Annotated in this window: 21 protein-coding genes; 7 read left to right on the top strand and 14 right to left on the bottom strand. The window is 64.2% G+C overall.

The features are described 5' to 3' along the window. Positions 1-37: 37 nt before the first annotated feature. From EP380_RS17395 to EP380_RS17380, 4 genes are all read right to left on the bottom strand, one after another. Positions 38-1114, bottom strand: coding sequence for an ABC transporter substrate-binding protein (locus EP380_RS17395; RefSeq protein WP_127599640.1), 1077 nt, complete (start codon positions 1112-1114; stop codon positions 38-40). Positions 1115-1294: 180 nt separating this feature from the next. Continuing rightward, complete coding sequence (locus tag EP380_RS17390) at positions 1295-2158, bottom strand: MurR/RpiR family transcriptional regulator (RefSeq protein WP_127599638.1); 864 nt, start codon at positions 2156-2158, stop codon at positions 1295-1297. A 48-nt stretch (positions 2159-2206) separates the two neighbouring features. Continuing rightward, positions 2207-2935 (bottom strand): creatininase family protein, encoded by a 729-nt coding sequence (locus EP380_RS17385; RefSeq protein WP_127599636.1) that lies wholly within the window; start codon positions 2933-2935, stop codon positions 2207-2209. Between the two features lie 35 nt (positions 2936-2970). Further along, positions 2971-3885 carry a phosphotriesterase family protein gene (locus EP380_RS17380; protein ID WP_127599634.1) on the bottom strand — a complete coding sequence of 305 codons (915 nt, stop codon included), beginning with the start codon at positions 3883-3885 and terminating at the stop codon, positions 2971-2973. A gap of 160 nt (positions 3886-4045) precedes the next feature. Between EP380_RS17380 and EP380_RS17375 the strand changes: the two genes are divergently transcribed. Beyond that, a complete protein-coding gene (locus EP380_RS17375; protein WP_106570536.1) occupies positions 4046-5020 on the top strand; it encodes a phosphotriesterase family protein in 975 nt (324 codons plus the stop codon). A 16-nt stretch (positions 5021-5036) separates the two neighbouring features. Here the strand turns inward: EP380_RS17375 and EP380_RS17370 are convergent, their stop codons facing one another. The 8 genes from EP380_RS17370 to EP380_RS17335 all read right to left on the bottom strand — a co-directional run bounded on the left by EP380_RS17370 (position 5037) and on the right by EP380_RS17335 (position 13384). Continuing rightward, complete coding sequence (locus tag EP380_RS17370) at positions 5037-5681, bottom strand: 2-dehydro-3-deoxy-6-phosphogalactonate aldolase (protein ID WP_127599632.1); 645 nt, start codon at positions 5679-5681, stop codon at positions 5037-5039. A gap of 290 nt (positions 5682-5971) precedes the next feature. Then, positions 5972-6883 (bottom strand): ABC transporter permease, encoded by a 912-nt coding sequence (locus EP380_RS17365; protein ID WP_238719908.1) that lies wholly within the window; start codon positions 6881-6883, stop codon positions 5972-5974. Between the two features lie 17 nt (positions 6884-6900). Further along, entirely contained in the window at positions 6901-7677 is a 777-nt protein-coding gene (locus EP380_RS17360; RefSeq protein ID WP_106570414.1) for an ABC transporter ATP-binding protein, read from the bottom strand. A 27-nt stretch (positions 7678-7704) separates the two neighbouring features. Beyond that, positions 7705-8703, bottom strand: a complete 999-nt coding sequence (locus tag EP380_RS17355) for an ABC transporter substrate-binding protein (protein WP_164749902.1) — start codon at positions 8701-8703, stop codon at positions 7705-7707. Positions 8704-8817: 114 nt separating this feature from the next. Further along, the gene (locus EP380_RS17350; RefSeq protein ID WP_127599628.1) at positions 8818-9585 is read right to left on the bottom strand and encodes an alpha/beta fold hydrolase; all 768 of its coding nucleotides are present in this window, start codon (positions 9583-9585) and stop codon (positions 8818-8820) included. Then, a complete protein-coding gene (locus EP380_RS17345) occupies positions 9582-10628 on the bottom strand; it encodes a 2,5-dihydroxypyridine 5,6-dioxygenase NicX family protein (protein WP_127599626.1) in 1047 nt (348 codons plus the stop codon). Before EP380_RS17345 ends, EP380_RS17350 begins: the two co-directional genes overlap by 4 nt. Next, complete coding sequence (locus EP380_RS17340) at positions 10629-12191, bottom strand: class I adenylate-forming enzyme family protein (RefSeq protein WP_164749901.1); 1563 nt, start codon at positions 12189-12191, stop codon at positions 10629-10631. Between the two features lie 47 nt (positions 12192-12238). Beyond that, complete coding sequence (locus EP380_RS17335; protein WP_127599623.1) at positions 12239-13384, bottom strand: acyl-CoA dehydrogenase family protein; 1146 nt, start codon at positions 13382-13384, stop codon at positions 12239-12241. A gap of 209 nt (positions 13385-13593) precedes the next feature. Here EP380_RS17335 and EP380_RS17330 point away from each other — a divergent pair, with 209 nt between their 5' ends. Then, positions 13594-14265 (top strand): TetR/AcrR family transcriptional regulator, encoded by a 672-nt coding sequence (locus EP380_RS17330; RefSeq protein WP_106570408.1) that lies wholly within the window; start codon positions 13594-13596, stop codon positions 14263-14265. A gap of 26 nt (positions 14266-14291) precedes the next feature. Here the strand turns inward: EP380_RS17330 and EP380_RS17325 are convergent, their stop codons facing one another. Next, complete coding sequence (locus EP380_RS17325) at positions 14292-15272, bottom strand: NAD(P)H-quinone oxidoreductase (RefSeq protein WP_106570407.1); 981 nt, start codon at positions 15270-15272, stop codon at positions 14292-14294. Here EP380_RS17325 and EP380_RS17320 point away from each other — a divergent pair. Then, positions 15232-16767, top strand: a complete 1536-nt coding sequence (locus tag EP380_RS17320) for a malonyl-CoA decarboxylase domain-containing protein (RefSeq protein ID WP_127599621.1) — start codon at positions 15232-15234, stop codon at positions 16765-16767. The genes EP380_RS17325 and EP380_RS17320 overlap by 41 nt on opposite strands. A gap of 50 nt (positions 16768-16817) precedes the next feature. Then, positions 16818-17630 carry an aspartate dehydrogenase domain-containing protein gene (locus EP380_RS17315; RefSeq protein ID WP_127599619.1) on the top strand — a complete coding sequence of 271 codons (813 nt, stop codon included), beginning with the start codon at positions 16818-16820 and terminating at the stop codon, positions 17628-17630. Between the two features lie 456 nt (positions 17631-18086). On the opposite strand, the gene EP380_RS17310 is transcribed toward EP380_RS17315, so the two are convergent. Beyond that, complete coding sequence (locus EP380_RS17310; RefSeq protein WP_127599617.1) at positions 18087-19313, bottom strand: MFS transporter; 1227 nt, start codon at positions 19311-19313, stop codon at positions 18087-18089. 121 nt (positions 19314-19434) lie between these two features. Between EP380_RS17310 and EP380_RS17305 the strand changes: the two genes are divergently transcribed. The 3 genes from EP380_RS17305 (at position 19435) to EP380_RS17295 (ending at position 22270) form a co-directional block, all read left to right on the top strand. Beyond that, entirely contained in the window at positions 19435-20211 is a 777-nt protein-coding gene (locus EP380_RS17305) for an AraC family transcriptional regulator (protein WP_164749900.1), read from the top strand. Positions 20212-20593: 382 nt separating this feature from the next. Then, on the top strand, positions 20594-20983 hold the full coding sequence (locus EP380_RS17300) for a hypothetical protein (protein ID WP_127599613.1): 390 nt from the start codon (positions 20594-20596) through the stop codon (positions 20981-20983). 3 nt (positions 20984-20986) lie between these two features. Further along, positions 20987-22270 carry a relaxase/mobilization nuclease domain-containing protein gene (locus EP380_RS17295; RefSeq protein ID WP_127599611.1) on the top strand — a complete coding sequence of 428 codons (1284 nt, stop codon included), beginning with the start codon at positions 20987-20989 and terminating at the stop codon, positions 22268-22270. Positions 22271-22306: the final 36 nt, after the last annotated feature.

Below are 22306 nucleotides of genomic sequence, written 5' to 3'. Positions count from 1 at the left end.
TCGAGCGACCGTCCGGCCCGATAGCGCGTTGCGCGGCTCAGTTGCCGTAAAGCTCCTTGAGCTTGTCGTCGGGCAGGATCGAGCCGACCCAGTAGGAATCGTTCAGGTCCGGACGATAGAGCGTATCCAGATCCTTGGAGGTATAGGGCTCGGCGACCACCTTGTACTGGGTGTAGACCTCCTGGCCGTTCAGCACCGCCACCGCCGCGGCGACGCCCTCGGCGACCATCCAGGTCGGGTTTTGCGGGGCGATCGAATCGAAACCGGCCTCCTGGTTCTTTTTCCAGGCTCCGAAGAAGCCGTTATTGGCCTCGCCGGTCATCGGCACGAGGTCGCGGCCGAGCTCGTTGAAGACCTCGATGCAGGCCTGGGTCATGGCGCCGCCCGACGACCAGACGCCGTCGATCTGCGGATGGGCGAGCGCGAGGCTCTCGCAGGCCTGGCGACCCTGATCGTAGGCCCATTGCGCATAGACCTCGCCGACCACCTCGATGCCGGGATGCTTGGCGAAAACCTCCTCCGCGCCGGCCCAGCGGTCGGTATCGACGGAGATGCCGGCAATGCCGCGCAGCGCGATGACCTTGCCTTCGTTGCCCATCGCCTCGGCGAGGAATTCACCGCCGTCGCGGCCGAACTTGACCTGATCGGCCAGAATGCGAACGGTCGCCTTGTCGGTCTCGGCGTCGGCGGCGACGATGATCACGGCAACGCCGGCGTCATAGGCCTTTTCCAGAACCGGAACGATCGCCACCGGCGATGTCGGATTGATGACGATCGCGTCGACGCCCTGGGCGAGCATATCCTCGACGTCGGCCACCTGCTTGGAGGGGTCGAAATTGGCGTCGGTCACGATGTAGCGCTCGATCTCGGGGAACTGCTCGGCGCGCCAGGCCGCCTCTTCCAGAAGCTGCACCACCCAGCTGTTGCCGGTGAAGACGTTGGAAAAGCCGATCGTGTAGGCGCCGTCGCGCCGCGCTTCGTATTTCGACACGTCGACGAGCGTGGCGCCCTCGGCCGGGCCCAGGCCCGAATGCAGCGTCACCTCCGTCTCGGCCTGCGCGCTCGAGGCGAGAAGAAGCGCCGTGAAGGCCGTGCAGATACCCGAAATTCTCATTGCCGTTCCCCTTTGCATTGGTCGGCCGGGCCCTTCCTGAATCGCCCAGGACGGGCCGTGACCAGCTTCCATCGGGACCGACTCTAGCACCGCCTCCAGAAATGTAAAGATTTTCTTACAAGACAATCAAACAGATAATATATTGATTTTGCTGATAAAAAAATCTCGCAAATATTTTCATTATCCCAATTCGGTGCTTTGCCCTGGCGCGAGGCCGGCCTTGATCTTGGCCAACAGCGCATCCCGGTCGAGGTCGGACGACTGCCCGATATGAAACGCCAGCAGGCCGATGACGTAGTGATAGGCAAAATGCGAGATCGACGGCGTGTAGATGTCGATCTCCTCGAAGACGGACAGTTCGAGCAGAATGTCGGCCTTGCGCGACAGCGGCGTGTGGGGCGCGGTCAGCCCGACGACCTGGGCGCCTTGCCGGCGCGCCATGTCGGCGGCCTCGAGCACCTCCTGCGAGCGGCCGGTATGCGATATGCAGATCGCGACATCGCCGGCGCCGAGCAGGCTCGAGGCGATGCGCATGAAATGGGCGTCGCCGACATAGCTCGCCTCCAGCCCGAGCCGCATGAAGCGCATCGCGGTCTCGGACGCGATCAGGCCGGACACGGCCACGCCGAATGTGCGGATGCGGCGCGCGGAGCGGATCGCGCGGATCGCGTCGACCAGCGCCTCGGCGTCCAGCCGGGTGAAGGTTGAGTTGAGCGCGGCGACGATCTGCTGGAGATAGAGATATTCGAGCCGCCCCTCGGCGATCTCGATCTCGTTCAGCGCCTGTACCGACTGATGGTAATAGGGGCTCTGCGCGCTCTTGGCCTGCGCGATCGACAGCTTGAGCTCGCGAAACCCCTCGACCTCCAGATGGCGGCTGAAACGGGTCAGGGAGGAGGCGGACACGCCGGCCGCCTGCGCGACCTCGGTGATCGAGCCGCGCAGGAAGAAATCCGCGTCGGCCAGGATGAGATCGGCGATGCGCCGTTCCGCCTTCTTCAGGCTGGGATAGATCTTGGTGATGCGGCTGAAGACGTCATTCATGGTCCATCCCGGCGACTTCGTTTGGCGACGGATCCGGTATGAAGCAGGTCAGCCGTCCGCGCAAATCTCGCGTACGGCCTCGGCCATGTTCTCGATGAAGATCGCCAGCATCGCCTCGCCTTTTTCGGCCGTGGCGAGCGTGGCGTCGCCGAACACGCCGCTGCGGCTGAGCTCGCCCATCGGGCGCCCGCCCTGGAAATAGCCGCGGTCGCGCTCGGGATATTCGCGCACCGCCTTGGTCATGTCGACAAGGTCGGGCGCGACGGCCAGCATCAAAGACGTCTCGAACTCGCAGGCATGGACGATGCCCTGCCAGGTCGGGCTTTCGCAATGCTCGGCCATCACGGCGGCGAGATCGGGGTAAAACAGCCGCCAGACCTTCACGTCGGCGCGGTCCCAAAGCCGGCGCGAGGCGTATTTCATCGTCGCGCCGTTGGCCTCGTGGCCATTGACCAGGAAGACGTGGCGCACGCCATGGCGGGCGAGGCTTTCGGCCACCTGGCAGATCACGTCCTCGAGCGTGCGCGATTCGACGCTGACCGAGCCCGGATCGTCGCGCCACACCCAGGAATAGCCGAACGGCATGGCCGGCATCACCGTGGCGCCGGTCGCCTCGGCGATCCGTTTGGACAGCGCCTCGGCCAGGATGATGTCGACCCCGAGCGGCAGATGGTGGCCGTGCTGCTCGGTCGCGCCCAGCGGCAGGATGACCGCGGGCATTTTGGCGATGCGCTCGGCAAAGGCATCGCGGCTCAGATATTTCGCTTCGACGGTCATGGGATCTCGCGGATCAGGGTTTCGGGGCCGATCGGTCAGAACCGGGCGAGCCAGCGCACGGGATTGGCCGTGAAGATCGTGTCGATGACCGCGTCGTCGATGCCTTCGCCGCGCATGCGCGGAATGAATTTGGTGGCGATGAAGGCAAAGCCCGGCCCGCCGCCATAACCGGCCAGGTAGGAGGCGCGCCCCATATCGCCCGAAATCATCAGGCGCGACGCATGTCCGGCCTCGATCAGCGCCTTGGCGCAGGCGATGCGCGTGCTGTCGGGATGATATTTCACCTTGGCCACGCCGTCGAACTGGACGGTGGCGCCGCGATTGGCGATCGCGGCATGGTAATAGGGATCGGGGTTGCGGTCGGAATGGCCGACCACGACCGCCTCCAGGTCGACGCCTTCGTCCTCCAGCAGATCGAGCATTTCCAGGCCCATGGTACCGGCCTCGGTGTGCAGCCAGATCGGCGCGCCGGTCTCCTTGTGGGCCCGGGCGACCGCGCGGGTGGTCTTTTCCTCCAATGCGTGAATGAAATTATAGGAGCCGCCGGACTTCAGATGGCCGGCCTTGTGTGGGCCGCCATCCATGCCTTCGGTGACGTCGCGCACGAGCTTGTCGGCGATCCGGTTGAGCGGCGTCGTCTCCACCCAGAGCGGGAAATAGGCGGCCTTGTTGAAACCGCTGACCGCGACGACCGGCACGCCCGCCTCGGCCGACATGCGCGCCATGGCGGCCGGATCGCGCCCGTAATCCAGCGTGGTCGCCTCGACCAGAAGCGTGCCGCCGCATTCCTTGAAGATCGTCAACTCGCGCAGCGAGCATTCATAGCTCGACAGCTCGAGATCGCGGTCCTTCTGGACGGCGGGCGGACAGGTGATGAGATGCTCATGGGTATAGATCAGCCCGAGACCATCGGCCTCGATGTCGCCCAGCACCGTACGGATCAAAGCCATGCATGCCTCTTGCCGAAATGCGCCCGCAGCGGCGCGTCGCGCCTAAGGTAGCAAATGCGCATCTTATTGCAATTATTTTCGCAGAACTTTTTCTGACGTGCTTATACGTGATTTTCTTGATATAATCGCTATGAAAATCATTTTCATACGGAGCGACAAGATGGGTTTTGTGCGAACCGTGGACGGCGATATCGATCCGACCGAGATGGGCGTAACCTATGCCCACGACCATATTTACTGCATTCCGGCGCTGTGGAAGGAAAAGGGCGACGTCGACCTGTTGCTCGACAGTCCCGAAGCGTCGCAGGCCGAACTGGAACTCTTCGCCAAGGCGGGCGGGCGCACGATCTACGACGCGACCGCGATCGATTACGGCCGCGACGTCGGTACGGTCAAGCGCATCGCCAAGGCGGCCGGCGTGCAGGTGATCGCCACGGCGGGCTTCAACAAGGCGATCATGTGGCCCGGCACGATGCCCGGCACCGGCGCGACGTTTGCCCAATGGATCGCAGCAAAGAGCCGCGCCGAGCTCGCCCGCCATGTCGTCGCCGAGGTCACCGAGGGCATGGACGGCACCGACATCAAGGGCGGCGTGGTCAAGTTCGGCACCGGCTACAACACGATGAGCGAGGCCGAGACCAAGGTGCTGCTCGCCGTTCTCGACGCGCACAAGCAGACTGGCGCGCCGATCCATTCGCACACCGAGCTCGGCACGATGGCGCTCGAGCAGCTCGATCTCGTCAGGCAGGAAGGCGTCGATCCGGCCCGGCTGACGATCGCCCATCTCGACCGCAATCCCGACGCCTGGCTGCACCGCAAGGTCGCCGATAGCGGCGCCTTTTTCTCCTTCGACGGCATCACCCGGGTCAAATATTATCCCGAGGACGTGCGCACGCGCTGCATCCTCGACCTCGTCCGCCACGGCCATGCCGACCAGGTTCTCGTCGGCGGCGACATCGCCCGGCGCACCATGTTCGCCAGCTACGGGCAAGGCGGGCTCGGCATGGGCTACATCCTGGAGAAATGGGTGCCGCGTTTCATCGAGGAAGCCGGCGAGGCCGGCTTCGACGGCGAGGCGCTGGTGCACAAATTCCTGGTCGAGAATCCGCAGCGCGCCTTCGCCTTCAGCGGCTGAGGATCAGCGTAGCCGTTCAGTTGCCGGCATAGACCGCGTCGTAGGCCGCCACGGCCCGCCTGGCGCGGTCACGCACCGTATCGGCTGTGTCGCCCGGCCTGTAGAGGCCGGAGCCCAGCCCGAAGGCGCGCACGCCTATACGGGCATAATCGGCGAAACTCGCCTCCGAGACGCCGCCGACGGCGGCGACCAGCGCGTCGGCGGGCAAGATGGCCCTGATCGCGGCAATGCCCGACGGTCCGAGCGCGCCGGCGGGAAAGAACTTCAGGCCGGACGCGCCGGCGGCAAGCGCCTGCAGCGCCTCGGTGGGCGTGAAAACGCCCGGCATGGTGACCATGCCGCGCGCGCGGGCCGCACCGATGACGGCCGGGTCGACATTCGGGCTCACCATCAGCCGACCGCCGGCATCTGCGACGCGGCCGCAATCGGCCTTTGTCAGCACCGTGCCCGCCCCGATCAGGCAGCGCGCGCCGTGACGCGCGGCAAGCTTATCGATCGAGCGCAAGGGGTCGGGGGAATTGAGCGGCACCTCGATCGCCTCGAAGCCTTCCTCGACCAGCGCGTCGCCGATCGCCTCGACCTCGCCCGGGCCGACGCCGCGCAGGATGGCGACCAGATCGCGGGTGAGTTTCGGCCAGCTCGTTTCGGGATGCGCGTTCAAACCGGGGTCCTTTCGATAGAATCGCCGGCCGCCCGGATAGCACCGATGGCCGCCGTGACGCGATAGGCAATCGTCCGAGCCCGCGCCCCAGCGCCGGTCGCAGCCGCTCCGCTCCAGGCGTTCAATCGGCGCGCGCCAGGGCGCATGGGCGGGGCATCCAGAGCGCGCGGAGAGACCAAGCCGGGTCCTGCTCGTCGCGGACCGCGAGACGGCGAGCCTGCGTATCTGCCTGGCGATCGGGACCGCCGCCGCCTCGAGTGGGCGTAAGGCCCCCGCGTGATCAGAGGCTCCTACGCCGGCGTGCTCGCCGCCTGACGCTGCCCCTTCAGGCGCGGAATGGCCAGCATGATAAGGACGAAGGCGCCGGTCAGGAATTTGAGGTCGCTTGGTTCGAGACCGAGAGCGAGCGCGAGGCTGATGGCCTGATAATAGGCGATCGCGCCGACCGCCGGCGCCAGCAGTTGCCGGGCGAGCGAATCACGCCCGACCAGGGTTTCGCCGACAATCACCGCGGCCAATCCGTTGAGCAGCACGCCGAAACCCATATTGACGTCGGCGAAACTCTGGTTCTGCGCCAGCAGCGCGCCGCCGACAGCGCACAGGCCGCCGGCAAGGCCGATGCCGAGAATGGTATGGCGCCAGATCGAGATGCCCTGCGCGCGCGCCATCAGCGGATTGGCCCCGACCGCACGCATGGCCGTGCCGAACTCGGTCTTGAAAAACAGCAGCAGCAGGCCGGTCGTCGCGGCCAGCAGGACGGCGACCAAACCAATCTGAAGCGGGAGCACGCGGGCGTACTCGCCGAGCAGGATGTCGAACAGATTGTCCTGGGCGAAAATCGGCTGGTTGGGTTTGCCCATGATGCGGATGTTCACGCTGAACAGCATCGTCAGGACGATAATACCGCACAAGAGCGTGTTGAGCCGCAGCTTCAAGTGAATGAGCGCGGTCGCGCAACCGGCGAGAAAGCCGGCGGCCAGGGCCAGCAGCGTCGCCGTTATCGAATGCATCCCGGCGGCGATGGCCGCGGCCGCGACACTGCCGCCGAGCGGGAAGGAGCCTTCGGCGGTAAGGTCGGGAAAGGACAGCATCCGAAACGGGATCATGATGCCCAGCGCGACGAAGCCATAGATCACGCCCTGGAGCAGCGTGATCGGGACGAGGTTGAAGAAGACGTTGATGATGTCCATTGCCGGGGTCATGATTGGAGTTCGCAGGATCAGGCGAGCAGCATCTTGTCGTCGACGAGATGAAAGCGATCGACGAGCTGTTCGATGGTCAGGTTCTTCTTGTCGTCGCCGCGCGCCTCGAACACGATGCGGCCGTCCATCATCATGACCAGGCGATTGCCGTAGTCGATGGCGTGCTGCATGTTGTGGGTGACCATCAACGCGGTCAGGCGCTGGTTCTCCACCGCCGCGAGCGTCGCCTGCATCACCGTGTCCGCAGTCTTCGGATCGAGCGCGGCGCAATGTTCGTCGAGCAGGAGGAGCCGGGGCGTGGTGACGATGGCCATGGCCAGAGCGAGCGATTGCCGCTGGCCACCCGACAGGAGCTCGACCTTGTGGGTCAGCCGGTTTTCCAGACCCAGCCCGAAGACGCTCAGCATTTCGCGATAGGTTTCGCGCCGCTTGCCATCAAGCGCGAAGCGCAGCCGCGACGTCAGACCGCGACGCGCGGCGAGCGCCATGTTCTCTTCGATCGTCATCGAGCCGGCGCTGCCGGCCAGTGGATCCTGGAACACACGCGCGACGAGACCGGCGCGGCGATGCGTCGGCAGGGCGGTCACGTCCCGACCTGCAATCGACAACCTGCCTTCATCGACGCTCACCTCCCCGGCAACGGAGTTGAGAAACGTGCTCTTGCCCGCACCATTGCCGCCGATGATGACGGCGAAATCGCCTTGGTCGAGCGAGAGCGAGACGTTGTCGAGGGCGGTGCGGGCATTGATCGTGCCCGCGTTGAACGTCTTCCTGAGACCTGTGGTGATCAGCATGTGTCCGTCGATCCTGTCAGATACCGCTCAATCCACCACGCAGTTGCAATCGTTGAGCGCGGCCGGCAGTTCGAGCCCCGCATCCTTGAGCCTGCGCGCGCTGATGAAGGGGGTGTGGTCTTCCTCGGTCGGGCGGTAGTTTGACAATTCGGACGGCTTGGCACCTTCCAGAATCTGGACGGCGCGCAAGCCGGCATTATAGCCCACCTTCTCCCATGAGATCGAGAAAGCGCCGAGGATGACATGCTCCAGAACGCCGTCCGGCGTGGCGCTGATGACCGGTATTTCCATGCGATCGGCGGCGGAAGCAAGCGCGGGGACCGTCGGCTGCAACATGCTGGAGGGGATGACGTAGATGAAGTCCACCCCGTCGAGCGCCATCGTGCGCTGCTGAATGTCGTTCGGCGATTCCACGCTTTCGGAGCGGAATTCCAGACCCATTTCCTCGGCGACCGATGCCGCGTAGTCGCGCAGGATCACGTCGTTCACGTCGCCGGAATTGTAGAGCATGCCGAAGGATTTCACGTCGCCGAGCAAAGCGCGCGCAAATCCGATCACCGCCTTCATGGACGGCAGATTGGAAGCGCCGACATACCGATCGGAGCCCTTGTCCCAGGAGGGGACGACGCCAGCGGCGACCGGCTGGGTGACGACGCCGAAGACGATCGGCAGAGACTTGTCGCCGATCAGATCGATGGAGGCCAGCGTCACCGGGGTGGTAATGGTCATCAGGAGGTCTGGCGAGGTCGCCTCGAGGCTGCGCAATATTTGCGGGATCAGTGACGGATCGAAATTGCCGTGGCTGTATTCGTAGACGACGCCGTCGTCCTCCTTGTAGCCCTTCTCCGTCAGTGCCTGCTTGAAGCCGTCAACGACCTGTTCGAGCGTGCCGTGCGGGCCGAAATTGGCGATCGCAATCTTCTTGGGTTCGTCGGCCGCGGCCGTTTGCACCATCGCCGGCGCGGCAAAGGTCGATACCAGCAATGCGGTTGCCGCAAGAAGCGTCCTCCGAGAAAAAACGTCCATCAGTACCCCTCCATTATCATGCCCGCGTCGGGCCTTCGTTCTTGGCTCCAAGGCGATAGGACCACGGAACCATAATCCGGTCAATACCATCTGGTATGGTATTGAATGAGGCCTCTATGCTTCCAGGAATTCCGCCAGGATGGCGTTGAACACCTCCGGACGCTCCATATTGGCCAGATGACCCGCGCCGGCCGCGCAGGCATAGCGCGCGTCGGGGATCTTCTCCGCCATGCGCTCCATCACCTTGGCGGGGGCGGCCTTGTCGTGCTCGCCGGCGACCAGCAAGGTCGGAACGCCGATCGAGGCGAGCCAGTCGCGCAGATCGAAGCGGACCAGAGCCTGCATGGCGTCGCGATAGGTTTGCGGGGCGACACGCGACATGGTGGAGACCGCGTTGCGGATACCCTCCGGGTCGGCATCCGCGCCCACCAGACCCGGAATGAACTGCGCGGCCAGATCGCTCATCGTCTTGCCGTCGTCGAGCGGCCCGATCCGGCTGCGGATGAAGTCGCGCTGGAAGTCGCCGTCGAGACGGCCGAAGGCCGGGCTTGTCGCCGACAGGACCAGCCGGGTGACCCGGTGCGCATGGCACGTCATGAATTGCTGAGCGATCATGCCGCCTATGGAATGGCCGACTAGAACGCAGCGCTCGACATCGATCTCGTCGAGCCAGGCAGCCAGCGCCTCCGCCCATTGCGGAAAATCCGCAGGCGCCGCCGGCGCCGAGCCGCCGTAACCCGGCATGTCCCATGCCAGCGCGCGGAAACGATCGCCGAAAAAGGCGAGCTGCGCGTCCCAGCTCTCCGCACCGCCTCCGACCCCGTGCAGAAAGACCAGCGCCGGGCCGACGCCCCTGGACTTGTAGGCGATGCCCGAACTCATGCGAATTCTCCCGTCAGTTCTCCGCGGTCGACCACCACCGTGCCGTCGATCGCAATCGTGCAGCGGCCGACGGGGATGTCGAAATGACCAAGCGTGTAGCGGCCAGCGAACTCGTTCGCGCCGGTCGAAAACAGGAAGTTGCCGGCATAGGCGCGCACTTCCGTGCCATTGAAATCGCGCTGGTCGTACATGGCGAGCGCCTCGTAGCGCGCGGTCTTGTTGAGCCCGAAGCCGACATGGGAGGTGGCATAGGCCTCGCGGTCTCCCCAGGCCGCGATATAGCGTCGGGTCAACTCGGCATCGGTGCCGCTGCCCTCGATGGCGGTGACGTAATCGTCTTCGATATCGAGAACCACCCGGCTTTCGATATAGCGCTTGAAGGTTAGATTGATGTCGCCCGCATCGAGCACCAGGCGACCGTTGACGGCGCCCGCCTTAGGAAAGGCAAGTGCGATGCCGCCCGGAAAGTGGGCCAGCGTGCCCGGTTTGTCGGTGTAGCCGTGAATGCCAACGGCGGCGGCGCCATCCAGGTCGGCCGTCATGTCGGTCCCGGCGTCGGAGGTGATGCGCATGCGCCGCCCCGCCTTCAAGAGGCGTCGGGCGCTCTGGGTCTTGTGCTTCAGCGCCTCGTCGGGAAGCAGTCGTTCCAGCGCGTCGGGATGTTCGTTGGAGATATTGATGATGCGGGCTCCGCCCTTGAGGATTTCCGGCGTTTCGGGCGCATGCATCAGACCCTCGACCGTCAGGTCGACGACCACGGCGGCCCGCGCCAGCGAACCGACGGCCACGCCGTTCCTTTGCAGGGCGAAAGACGCGCCGGTGGAGCGGATCGGCAGCTTGACCGGCAGCGGCGGGGTGGGCATCACCAGATGGAAGGCACGCGCCTTGAGCCGCAGCAAAGCGAGTTCGGCGAGATGGACATTGAGCTGCCGAGACTGGGTTTCGGACAGAATGACGACATCGTCGCCCGGTTTGATCCCGCACATGCCGAACAGCGCGACAAATACGTCGATCCATTTTTCCTCGATACGATCGGCCAGCATTCAGGCAGCACCTTTCTTTTCGGGTCTCGCGGCGGAATGTCCCGACGGCGTCGCAGCACGGGGCTCGCGCAGGGCTTTGCGGTAAAGCTTTCCGGTCGGTCCGGTCGGCAACGCGTCGAGAATGTGGATCGCTTTGGGCCGCATGGCCTTCGGCAGCACCTCGGCCCGGGCCACGGCATCGGCGATCTGTGCCGCCGTCGTCGCGGGATCGGCCGGCACGACATGGGCCTCGATGCGCTCGCCCCAGCGTTCGTCCGGCATGCCGACAACGGCAACGGCCCGCACCTCGGCCAGGCTCAACAGCGCCGCCTCGACCTCTTCGGCATAAATCTTGATTCCACCGCTATTGATGCGATTGTCGAGCCGACCCTTGAGGTGCAGGACGCCGGACTCGTCCACAAAACCCAGGTCGCCGGTGCGCCACCATCCCGCCCGGAAGGCCTCAGCCGTCAAATCTTCCTGGCCGACATAACCCGGCGACAGGGAGGGGCCGCGAATTGCGACTTCGCCGATGGCGCCGGGCGGCAGCGGCGTCATATCGCTGGAAACCGCATCGACGACCCGCAGCGCCCCGCCTTCAACGGCGCAGCCGGCTGCACCCGCCATGCCGGGCCGGCCCAGCAAGTCCTCATCGGCGACGATGCCGCAGGCGCACCCTCCTTCGGAGGAAAGGTAGACGCTGCGCAGGCGCGGGGCGAGCTGCTTGAGCGCCGCGACCAGATCCGGCGTTCCCGGCTCGCCGGAAAATATCGCCACCTTGAGCCGACGCGGCGTGCGGGCGCTGAGCGCCGGCAATGCCGCGCGCCACAGTGTCGGCACCATGGCTGCAACGGTCAGGTCCTCGCGATCCATGATGTCGGCATAACGCGCGGCGTCGAAGGCCTTTTCGAAATAGAGTTTCGCGCCGATCGCAAGAAACGGCAACACGGTGTGCAGCCAGGCGGCAAAGGAGGGTGCCATGGGAATGACGACACCGTCGTCGGGTCCCTCCGCGCCATAGACCGGCGCGGCCATCGCGGCGGTGGCGAGCACGGTTCGCTGCGTGTGCAGCACCTGCTTGGGAGCGCCTGTCGTGCCCGAGGACAGAAGAATGACCGCGGGGTCGGCATCGCGACGCGACGCGGCTTGGGTCTGCTTGGAACCGACAGCCGACCCGAGCAGTTCGCCCGCGACAAGCACGGGTGCGGCGATATTGGTTTGCGCAAGCAGCGCGCGTAGGCGCTCGGCCTGGTCGGCGTCGCACACGATCAGGCGCGGCCCGACCGCGCTCAGCGTGCCTGCCATACGCTGATCGCTTTCCTTGACGTGCAGACAGCAGCAAACCGCGCCAAGATGCTGCGCGGCGAAAAACGACACCGTATGCGCGACGGACGGCCCGCAGACAAATGCGACCGTGTCGCCGGGCCCGACCGCTTTCGCAGACAGGGCAGCGGCCGCACTGGCGCGGGCGCGTGTTGCCTCACGCCCGGTCAGGCGCAGGCCGTCTTCGAGCAGAAACGCCCGTTCGCCGTTCAACCGGCAGGCCCGCTCGAAAAGCGAACCGACCGTTCTTGTCTCCTCCACGCCAAACTCCTCCAGGCGCAAGGCGGCCAGATCGACGGGGTTCGACCCTAGAGCTGGCGACCGATTATGTATTTCATGATCTCGTTCGTGCCTGCGTAGATGCGGTGGACCCGCGCATCGGCCCAGGCCCTGGCGATGGGGAACTCCCATACATAGCCATACCCGCCATGCAACTGCAGGCAATCATCGAGCACGCGATCGGCGAGTTCGGTTGTCCACAGCTTCGCCTTGGCCGCCGTCACCATGTCGAGTTCGCCGCGCGCATGAAGCGTGATGCAACGATCGACGAAGGGGCGGGCCACCTCGACGTCGGAGGCCATTTCGGCCAGCTTGAACTGGGTGTTTTGAAAATCGAAGACCGTGTTGCCGAACGCCTTGCGCTGCTTGACGTGTTCGACGGTCTGATCGACGGCGGCCTCCGCGATGACGGCGGAGCGAACCGCCACGACGAGGCGTTCCTGGACGAGGCCGTGCATCAGCACGCGCCAACCTTCGTTCTCGCCGCCGATGACGCAGTCGGCCGACACCTCGACATTGTCGAAGAACAACTCCGCCGTGTCCTGCGCTTTGTTGCCGATTTTTTTCAGGTTCTTGCCACGGGTGATGCCGGGACTGTTGAGATCGACCCACAGCATCGTCACGCCTTTGGCGCCGGCTTCCGGCGCGGTCTTGGTGGCGAGCAGAACCCGGTCGGCGATATGGCCGTTGGTGATGAAGGTCTTGGCGCCGTTCACGACATAGGTGTCGCCGCGCCGCACCGCGGAGGTGCGCAATTCCTTCAGGTCGCTGCCGCCGCCAGGTTCGGTCAGGCCGATCGAGGCGATCATCGTGCCGTCGGCCATCCTAGGCAGCCATTCCTGTTTCTGGGCCTCGGTCCCGAAATGGGTAATGAAGGGGGCGATGATATAGGCGTGCATGTCCCAGGCCGGCGCGGCGACGCCGAAACGACCCAGTTCCTCCAGCACGATGGCGTCGAACAGGAAGTCGCCGCCCATGCCGCCATAGGACTCCGGGACACTCGTGCCCAGAATGCCGATCTCACCGGCGCGCTTCCAGATCTCGCGTGGCGTGCGGCCGGCGTCCTCCCACGACTCGTAATGCGGCAAGACTTCCGCCTGGATAAAGCGCACTACCGTATCGCGGAATTGCTCATGAACGTCGTCATAAAGCGTTCTTGGAATTCCGAATTTCATGCCGGAATCGTGCCTCCATGCCTCATTGTCGATGCATGAATGCCGTCGAGATATCGTTCTGTCAATACCATTTCGTATAGTATGGAATTGACACTTGCGCAGCGGTGGATTTTGATAGAACAAGTTTCACGATGCCGCAGAGCCGGTGGTGGCCGGCATGAGCGACCGGGCGCCAGGCAGACGCGCACGAACGGCGCGCGGAGGTTGAGATGGCCTTGAAGGACAAGCACGACAACACGACCGCAGAGCGCGATCCGGGCGGCGGCGATCCTGGCAGCCGCTATCTGCGCCGACGAAAAAGCAACGCCGGACGCAAACCCGACGTCACACCGGAAAACTGGCTGGACATCGGGCTGAGGGAACTCGGCCGCAAGGGACCCGGCTCGCTCAGACTCGATGCGCTGTGCAAGAAGCTCGGCATCACCAAGGGAAGCTTCTACTGGTACTTTTCCGGACGCGACGACTTCATGCGCAAGCTCCTGCAGACCTGGGAGGAGCGCGAGACGCTGGCCCTGATCGAGCATGTCGAAAAGCTCGGCGGCACCCCGTCGGAGAAGCTGCACAAGCTGTTCCTGGAGGCGAATTCGGGTCGGGTGAATTTCCGCACCGAACAGGCGATCCGCCACTGGGGCCACAGCGAGCCGGCGATTCGCGCCATGCTGCATAAGGTCGACCACGAACGGATCGAGTATCTGCGCCGGCAGTTGACCGCGCTCACCACGGACGCCGCGATCGCGGAGGCGCAGGCGACGCTGCTTTATTCGCTGATTTTCGGCGAGGCGATGATCTACCGGCGCGAAGAACGCGATCGCCGCCGGCAGCGACAGGACGCCGCCTTCCGCGCCATCATGCGGATGAGCGCTGAAAGCGGCGACCGATAGGCAGCAGCCGTCCGCGAGACGGTCGGTCAGGCGACCTCGAGGACGATCTTGCCGAAATGGGCGCCGCTTTCCATGCGGGCATGGGCTTGCGCCGCCGCCTCCAGCGGAAACACCTTGTCGATCACAGGGCGAATCGCGCCGCGCTCGACATGCGGCCACGCCCACGCCTCGACCGCGCGCGCGATCGCCGCCTTGTCATCGTCGGAGCGGGAGCGCAGCATGGATCCAGTGAGACTGGCGCGCTTGCGCATCAACAACCCCAGATCGACAACCGGCTTCATGCCTTCCAGAAAGGCGATCTGGACGATCCGCCCCTCGACCGCGACGGCGGCGAGGTTGCGTTCGAGATAGTCGCCGCCCACCATGTCGACGATCACGTCGGCGCCGCGGCCGTCGGTAAAACGTTCGACCGCCTCGACAAAATCCTCGCTCTTGTAGTTGACGGCATGGTCGGCACCGAGTGCCAGGCAATCGCCGCATTTCTGGTCCGAGCCGGCGGTCACGATCACCCGGGCGCCCAGACACTTGGCCATCATGATCGCCATCGTGCCGATGCCGCTTGCGCCACCGTGGACCAGAAGGGTTTCTGCAGCCTGCAAACGGCCGCGCTCGAACGCGTTGTGCCACACCGTGAACATGGTTTCGGGGATTGCCGCGGCGGTGAGCAGATCGATATCGCCGGGCACCGGCAAGGCGGCACGTTCCGGCACGACACAATATTCAGCGTAGCCTCCGCCGTTAGCGAGGGCGGTGACAGCATCGCCGACGGCATGACGCGACGTGCCGGGTCCGACGGCGACCACGTGCCCCGCCACTTCCAGGCCTGGCAGGTCCGTCGCGCCGGGCGGCGGCGGATAGACACCCTGGCGCTGGGCGACGTCGGGCCGATTGACGCCTGCGCCAACGACCCGGACGAGGAGATCGCCCCGCTCCGGTGTCGGAACCGGCCTCTCGGCCGGTCGCAACATGTCCGGACCGCCGAAACCCGCGATCTCGACCACCCTCATCGTTTTCGGTACCTGCAAGAATAACCTCCCTTTCTCACCGACGCGCCCGGAGCGCATTCATTCAATAATATACAATATAGTATTGAATTTTGAATGCACTTCAATCACGATTGCCTGCGTCATCCCGCCTCCTCTCCGCTGGCGGCCATCACGGATTCCGACGATGAACCTGACCAATCTGCGCTATCTTCTGGCCACCATCATGAACGGCCGCGCCTCCGGCCGCAGGCGCCGCGTGACGGCCGGAGGCGCGCAAGCCCTGGTCGCACGGTGCGTCACGCTGGCATCCAGTCAGCGCGATGCCGTGGACGGCTCGGAGGCCGAGGACATACTTGCCGGTTATCGCAGTCTCGATGAGGCGGCAAAGCTCGATTTCCTGTGCCAGCTGGCGACCGTTCTGGAACCCGCCCTGCCGAAGCTTGAGGAGACCATTGCGCTGTTCCTGCGCCAACCAGGACCGGAGGCGGCACGCGCCGTGCACGCGGCAGCGACGCCGCCGCGCCATCTGCTTTTCAGCCGCCTGAACGAGGCGGAGGACGGAACCGCAGAACTGGCCGCAATGCGCGCCACCGTGCTGTCGTCGCTCGACGACCATGCGGTGCTGGCGCCGCTGGAGGCGGATCTGGCACACCTGCTCTCAGGCTGGTTCAACCGCGCCTTTCTCGTTCTGCAACGCATCGACTGGTCGAGCCCGGCCAACGTGCTGATGCACATCATCAATTACGAGGCTGTGCACGAAATCAAGGACTGGGACGATTTGCGCCGGCGGATCGATCCGCCTGACAGGGCCTGCTTCGCCTTCTTTCATCCCTTGCTCGCCGACGATCCGCTGATCTTCGTCGAGGTCGCGCTCACACGGGACATCCCGACCGCCGTCGACGATCTGTTGGACGAGTCGCGCACCGTGCTCGACCGGGAAGATGCGAACTGCGCGGTGTTTTATTCGATTTCCAACTGCCAGCCGGGTCTGCGCGGCATTTCGTTCGGCGATACCCTGATCAAACGCGTGATCGCCGAAATCGCCCGCAGTGCGCCGCACATCGACACATTCGTCACACTCTCGCCGATGCCGGGTTTTCGGCAATGGCTACGCGCGCGGGCCGAAACGAACGACCAAGCGGCCGCGGCGGTCGTCGGCGCGCTCGAGACCGCTGCCGAGCGCGGTCCGTCAGCGGATGACGGCGACGGCATAAAGAACGCGATCCTGAGTTGCGGCGCGCGCTACCTGCTCGAAGCGCGGCGCGATGACGGCCAGCCCGTCGACAGCGTCGCGCGCTTCCACCTCGGCAACGGTGCGCGGATCGAACAGCTTCACTGGCCGGCCGATCGCTCCCGGAAGGGCTGGTCGCGCAGCTTCGGCCTGATGGTCAGCTACCGCTACGAACCGAACGAAATCGAGACCAACCTGCTGCGGTACCGCAAACAGGGGATCGTCGCGTCCACCGCCGCGATAAGTCGGCTTGCGGGCCACAAGATCCAGAGACGGTCGGCCTGACGCGGCCGCACTGCCGGAGCCGACCACGCCAGACGAAACAGGAGATCCGATTGCAAAACGCCGTTGAAGCCCCACGCATCGGCATAGCCGGCTTCGGTTATGTCGGAAAACAGCTCTATGACGTTCTGACCGACACGGCCGGGCAAACGCTCGGGCTCGAACCGGCCTTTGTCTGGGCACGCCGCGCCGAACGCCTCTCCGGCGTCGATGCATCGCATCGCCTTGACGACCTGTCCGGCTTCGCCATCCGTCGACCGACCCTGATCGTGGAAGCCGCCCACCCCGACGTCACCCGCAGGCACGGCGCGAATTTTCTGGCCTTTGCCGACTATATGCCGCTATCGGTGTCGGCGCTGGCCGATGCGGAGCTCCACGAAGCGCTGGCAGAGGCTGCGCGGCGCAACGGCACCCGGCTGCTCCTGCCCGCCGGCGCCCTTGTCGGCGCGGCAAGCCTGGTCGCATCGCGGTCGATGTGGCGCGACGTGACCATCACCTTCCGCAAGAACCCGCTCAACATCGACTTTTCCGAAAGCGGGATAAGGCCCGAGACGATCGCGCGGGCGCAAACGGTGTTCGAGGGCCCCGTTCGCGAGATCGCCCTCCTGTTTCCGCGCAATGTCAACACGATGGTGACCTGCGCGCTGGCGACCGTCGGGCTCGACCGCTGCATCGGCAGGCTGGTCGCCGCCCCGGATCTGGATTGCGCCATCGCCGAAGTCGAGGCTGTCGGTCGCGACGGATCGGTGGTGCGCACCCAAAAACACCAACCCGCGATCGGCGTCTCGGGCACGGAGATGTTCGCTTCCCTGCTCCATTCCATCAAAACCGGGCTCGGGCGCTTCGACGCCATCGACGTCGTGTGAGGCTCCTAGGCCGATTGTCTCGTCGCGCTTCCTGTCGCGAATCGCACGAACCTATCCGGCTTGTGGAAGGGAGGCGACCAAAGCGCCCGGCGTGAAACCGATGCCGCATCTCGAGCTTTCACCGGCCTTCGCGGAGGCGTCGAACGACGTCCGCTGCCTTGAAACATGTGAAGACTGCTACATACGATTTCCGTTTTTGGACAGGAAAACACGGCAAAATCAATGCGAGGGAAGCCCGCAACGCGATGATCCTTCCATGTTGGCCACATATGTCTTTCATGCCACCGGTGCCGCCCTTCGCTACACGACGCGGGACGGGCGGCTGTGTAGGACAAGGCTGCCATCCCACCAATGTCGGTTCAGAGAACGAGGAGCCTTGTTCTACGGCTCCCCAAACGCTTCGCGGTTTCCGTCTCCGCTTCCTCATGTCCATGTCCTGGAGGAGGTGCGGGCTCGTTAAGAGCCGTTCTTCCAAGTCCTCGCGGCGGCGTGTCCTTTCTTTCTAGACACGCGCTCTCGAGAAGGGATCTGGTCGCGACTTGCCATGCTTCCCGCACCGAGAACCGCGGCAGTCACGGCGAACGCGGCGGTGAGTGCGAACATGAGCTGCCAGGAAATACCCGCCGCCATCCCGGCCAACACCGCCCCAAAGGCTCCAACCCCATCCATGAGAACAAAGGCGAGGCCCAGGGTCTTGCCTTCGCTCCGCTCTGAGTGATCGACGGCGGCGGCCAACATCGCCGCGCGGATCGCATCGAGTGCGGCAACGGCGACTGCCATCAACGGGATCATGAGCCAGAAGGGCGGTCCGAATGCCAAGCCGGCGACGGCGAAAGCAGCGGTTCCATTGCCAAGAACGAGGACCGGACCGCGCCCCGCTCGGTCGGACAGCGATCCCGCCCACGGCTGCGCCAGCGCCCCGGTGATAAGCAGCGCCGCCAAGATGATGCCAATGCTGGCCGACGCGAGGTCGTGGACCGCCGCGAGGTAGAGCGGGATCATGCTGAGAAGCGCGATCAATGCCATGTTGTAGAGGCAGATCATCGCAACGATGCGCAGGCCGCGACCCGTCCGCCACGTCCGGATAAGGCCGGCGAGGTCCTCGCGAAGGGCCGTCCTGCTCTCGACCGCCGGAACAGCTCGCGCCACCCTGAGAAAACATAGCCCGCACAGGACGGTGGGAACCGCTGAGATGACCAATGCAGCGCGCCAATCGACGACCGACAAAAGAAACCCGACCGACAATGGGGCCAGCACCTCGGCGAAAGACCCGCCTATGGCGTGAATGCCCAAGGCCTTCGCCCGACCGTCCTTGCTGTCGCGCGTCAGCACGCCGGTCGCGATCGGATGCCAGGCCGCGTTGCCCATCCCGGCGACCGCGAGCAACACGGCGAGGCTCCAGAACCCCGGTGCAAGGGCGGCCACGCCATACCCGATCGCAACCCACCAGAACGTCACGACCAGCAGACGGCCACGGTTGGAGACATGATCCGCCAGACAGCCGGCCGGAATGTAGGCCAGCGCACCGCCCAGGTTGAACAGCGTGAAGAGCAGGCCGACCTCGACGGGCGACAACCCCATGGACAGTCCGGCGGCAGGCACGATCAGCCAAAGGGCGGCAATCGGCCAGTCGTTGGCGAGGTGGCCCAGGGCGAACCATGTCATGAATGCGCGATTGTTCATCTGGCACTGCCGTCCGATGCGAAAGGCTGCACGCCCTGTCCGGTTTCCTGGCGAAGCCTACCCCTTCGCGCTATGTCTTTCTGTCGAGGATTGGCCTTCTAGCATCGAGGATTCGTCATTGATGAACAGTGAGCCGCTTGGAACGGATAGACCATCCTATCTCGGTGAAACGAACACGCAGGATGCAGGGGCGAATTCCGATTGGCATTCGCATGAGTTCGGCCAGCTCATCTCGGCCGATTCAGGTTCGATGTATGTGGGAACATCGGACCGCGTTCTGCTCTTAAGCCCCGCCATGGCGGTCTGGATACCGCCAGACGCTCAGCACTGGTTGCGCTTTGGGTCCGAGAACGTGATGCGCTATGTCGATGTCAATCGCGATGAGGCCGAAAGGCTCGGCAGCGCTTGCCGCGTCTTCGCGATGACGCCGCTTCTGGGAACGTTGTTTAGGGCGACCATGCCCGACGGCATCAAGGCCAGGACGGCCAAACACATCCGTGCCCTTTATGGGCTTCTTCGGCACGAAATACTGTCGGCGCGGGATGTGCCGCTTTCCCTGGTGATGCCGCAAGACAATCGCATTCGCGGCTTCGCCGAGGCGGCGCTTGACGATCCGGGAAAGGTTCGGTCGGTCGAGGCATGGCTCGCTGACGCACCCGCGAGCCGCAAGACCATCGAACGTCTCTTCGTCTCCGAGACCGGGATGCCGCCGTCGCGGTGGCTGCGGCATGCCCGCGTCTTGCATGCGGTCTCGCTTTTGGCCAGCGGTCAGAAGGTGACAACGGTTGCCTTGGACATGGGATACGACTCGTCCAGTGCGTTCAGCTATATGTTTCGACGGACCCTCGGCGTCAGCCCGCGCGAGTTTGTCGCAAAGCCGCCATTCGCTGCGCTTTAACGCATGTGCAAATTGGTCAATTCGGCCAAGCGCGGCGCGGCGCGCAAAGGCCCGCCGACGGCCCCGGCGCTGGCCGCAGGTTGCAAGAAAACGACAAAACCATTGTCGAAAACGGGAGACCTATGTCTCCGGGCTGTACAGCGTGAAATTGGTGGACCTCAAGGGAGCTCAATCGAACCAACTTACGGCTCTTTTCGATGAGCTGGAAGGCTGGAATCGCGCCCTGAAAGGTTCGTGCCTGGACAGGTCGACGCCGAAGCCATAGGCGGCGTCGGCTTCGCCATTTTTCGTATTTCCTGAATCTCAATCCGCGACCGAACGCGCCCGGCATCGACCGGGCAGGCAGCGTTCGTCGTCGCACGATTTTCAGAAGCTCACCACCATGACAAAAAGGAACTCAAGGCACGGCAAGTCGCCGGCGCCGATCTCGCTACGCGTGACGCCCGAAGAGCGCCAGGCGCTGGTGACGGCAGCCAAGGGGCAGACCCTGAGCGCCTATATCCGGACCAGGCTGTTTTCCGATTCTGCCCAAGGTATCCGGGAAACCGGTAGATTATCGGAGTCTGCACGGCAGCAACTGCTAGCCCGCATTCTGGCCGAACTCGGCCGATCGGCCCTGTCACGGTCCATGGCAGAATTTGCAGAAGCCGCGCGGCTGGGCGTGCTGCCGCTGACACCCGAGGTACTCGCCGAAATCCGAAGCGCCCGTGACCACATCCGCGATCTGCGCCGCATGCTCATCCGCGCCCTCGGACTGCAAGCGGAGGACTGACCCATGATCCTCAAAGGCAATCAAAGAGGCGGGGCGAAGCAGCTTGCCCTGCACCTGCTCAATGATCGGGACAACGACCATGTGGAACTTCACGCGATCGACGGGTTCGTCGCAGACGACCTAACCGGGGCATTGAGGGAGATGTACGCGATCAGCCGGGCGACGAAGTGCAAGCAGTTCATGTTCTCGCTGTCCTTGTCACCGCCGAAAGACGCCAGCGCCACCATTCGGGATTTCGAGGACGCTATCGACCAGGCGATGGAGAAGCTCGAATTGGCTGGACAGCCACGGGTCGTGCTGTTCCATGAGAAGAACGCCCGGCGTCACTGCCACGTCGTGATCAGCCGCATCGATGTGGACGAGATGAAGGGTATCAATCTCCCCTTCTTTAAGACCCGGCTAGCGGAACTCTCACGCGAGCTATACCTGTCTCACGGTTGGGATTTGCCGAAAGGGCTTTCGGACAAGTCGCTGGCCAATCCGACGAACTTTACCCTGACAGAATGGCAGGAAGCACAGCGGGCCAAACGCGATCCGCGCGAGATCAAAGCCGTTCTCCAACATTGCTGGGCGCAATCGGACGGAGGCCAGGCTTTCGAGGCTGCCCTGAAGCAAAGAGGCTTCTGGCTGTGCCGCGGCGACCGGCGCGGCTTTGTCGTGCTGGACTGGAAGGGCAATGTCTGTTCGCTCTCTCGCTGGCTCAACGTGAAACCAAAGGAACTGATGGCCAGGCTGGGCGACCCGGAAAGCCATCGATCCATCGAAGAGGCGAAGGCGGATATCGCCACCGCGCTGACGGATAGACACAAGGCCCTGATTGCCGAGATCGACGTGGAGTTCGTGCGCCGGATGGAACCGCTGGAAGCGCAGCGTCGGCGTATCCGGGATCGGCACCGGCGTGAGCGTGACGACCTGCGTACGAGGCAGCAGGTACGGCGGCAGCAAGAAGCCAAGGAGCGGTCAGATCGCCTGCGCAAAGGATTGCTCGGCGTTTGGGACTGGATGACAGGCCGGCGCAAGGAAACGTTGTCTCGCAATCGGGCAGAACTGGAAGCAGCCAATGAACGCGACCAACGCGAACGGCTGCGGCTGATCACCGAACAGCGCCGCGCCGATGCACCGCTTCAGGAGAAGCGCGACAAGGCCAAAGGCTGGCGAGAGCGGGAGTTTGCTACTTTGAGAACGTTGTCGACGAAACAGCCGTCTTTCGACTTACAATCAACGCATTCCGCACATGCGCAGCCTGGCTTTGGTAGAGATGCATGCGAACATAGTCGCGATGCATAGGAAGATTGGATTTTGACCATGGTCATTATAGCTATG

The organism is Nitratireductor alexandrii (assembly GCF_004000215.1).
GTDB classification, from domain to species: Bacteria; Pseudomonadota; Alphaproteobacteria; order Rhizobiales; family Rhizobiaceae; genus Mangrovimarina; species Mangrovimarina alexandrii.
Note: the sequence above shows the minus strand (reverse complement) of the source record. Positions and strands in the feature narration are given on the sequence as shown.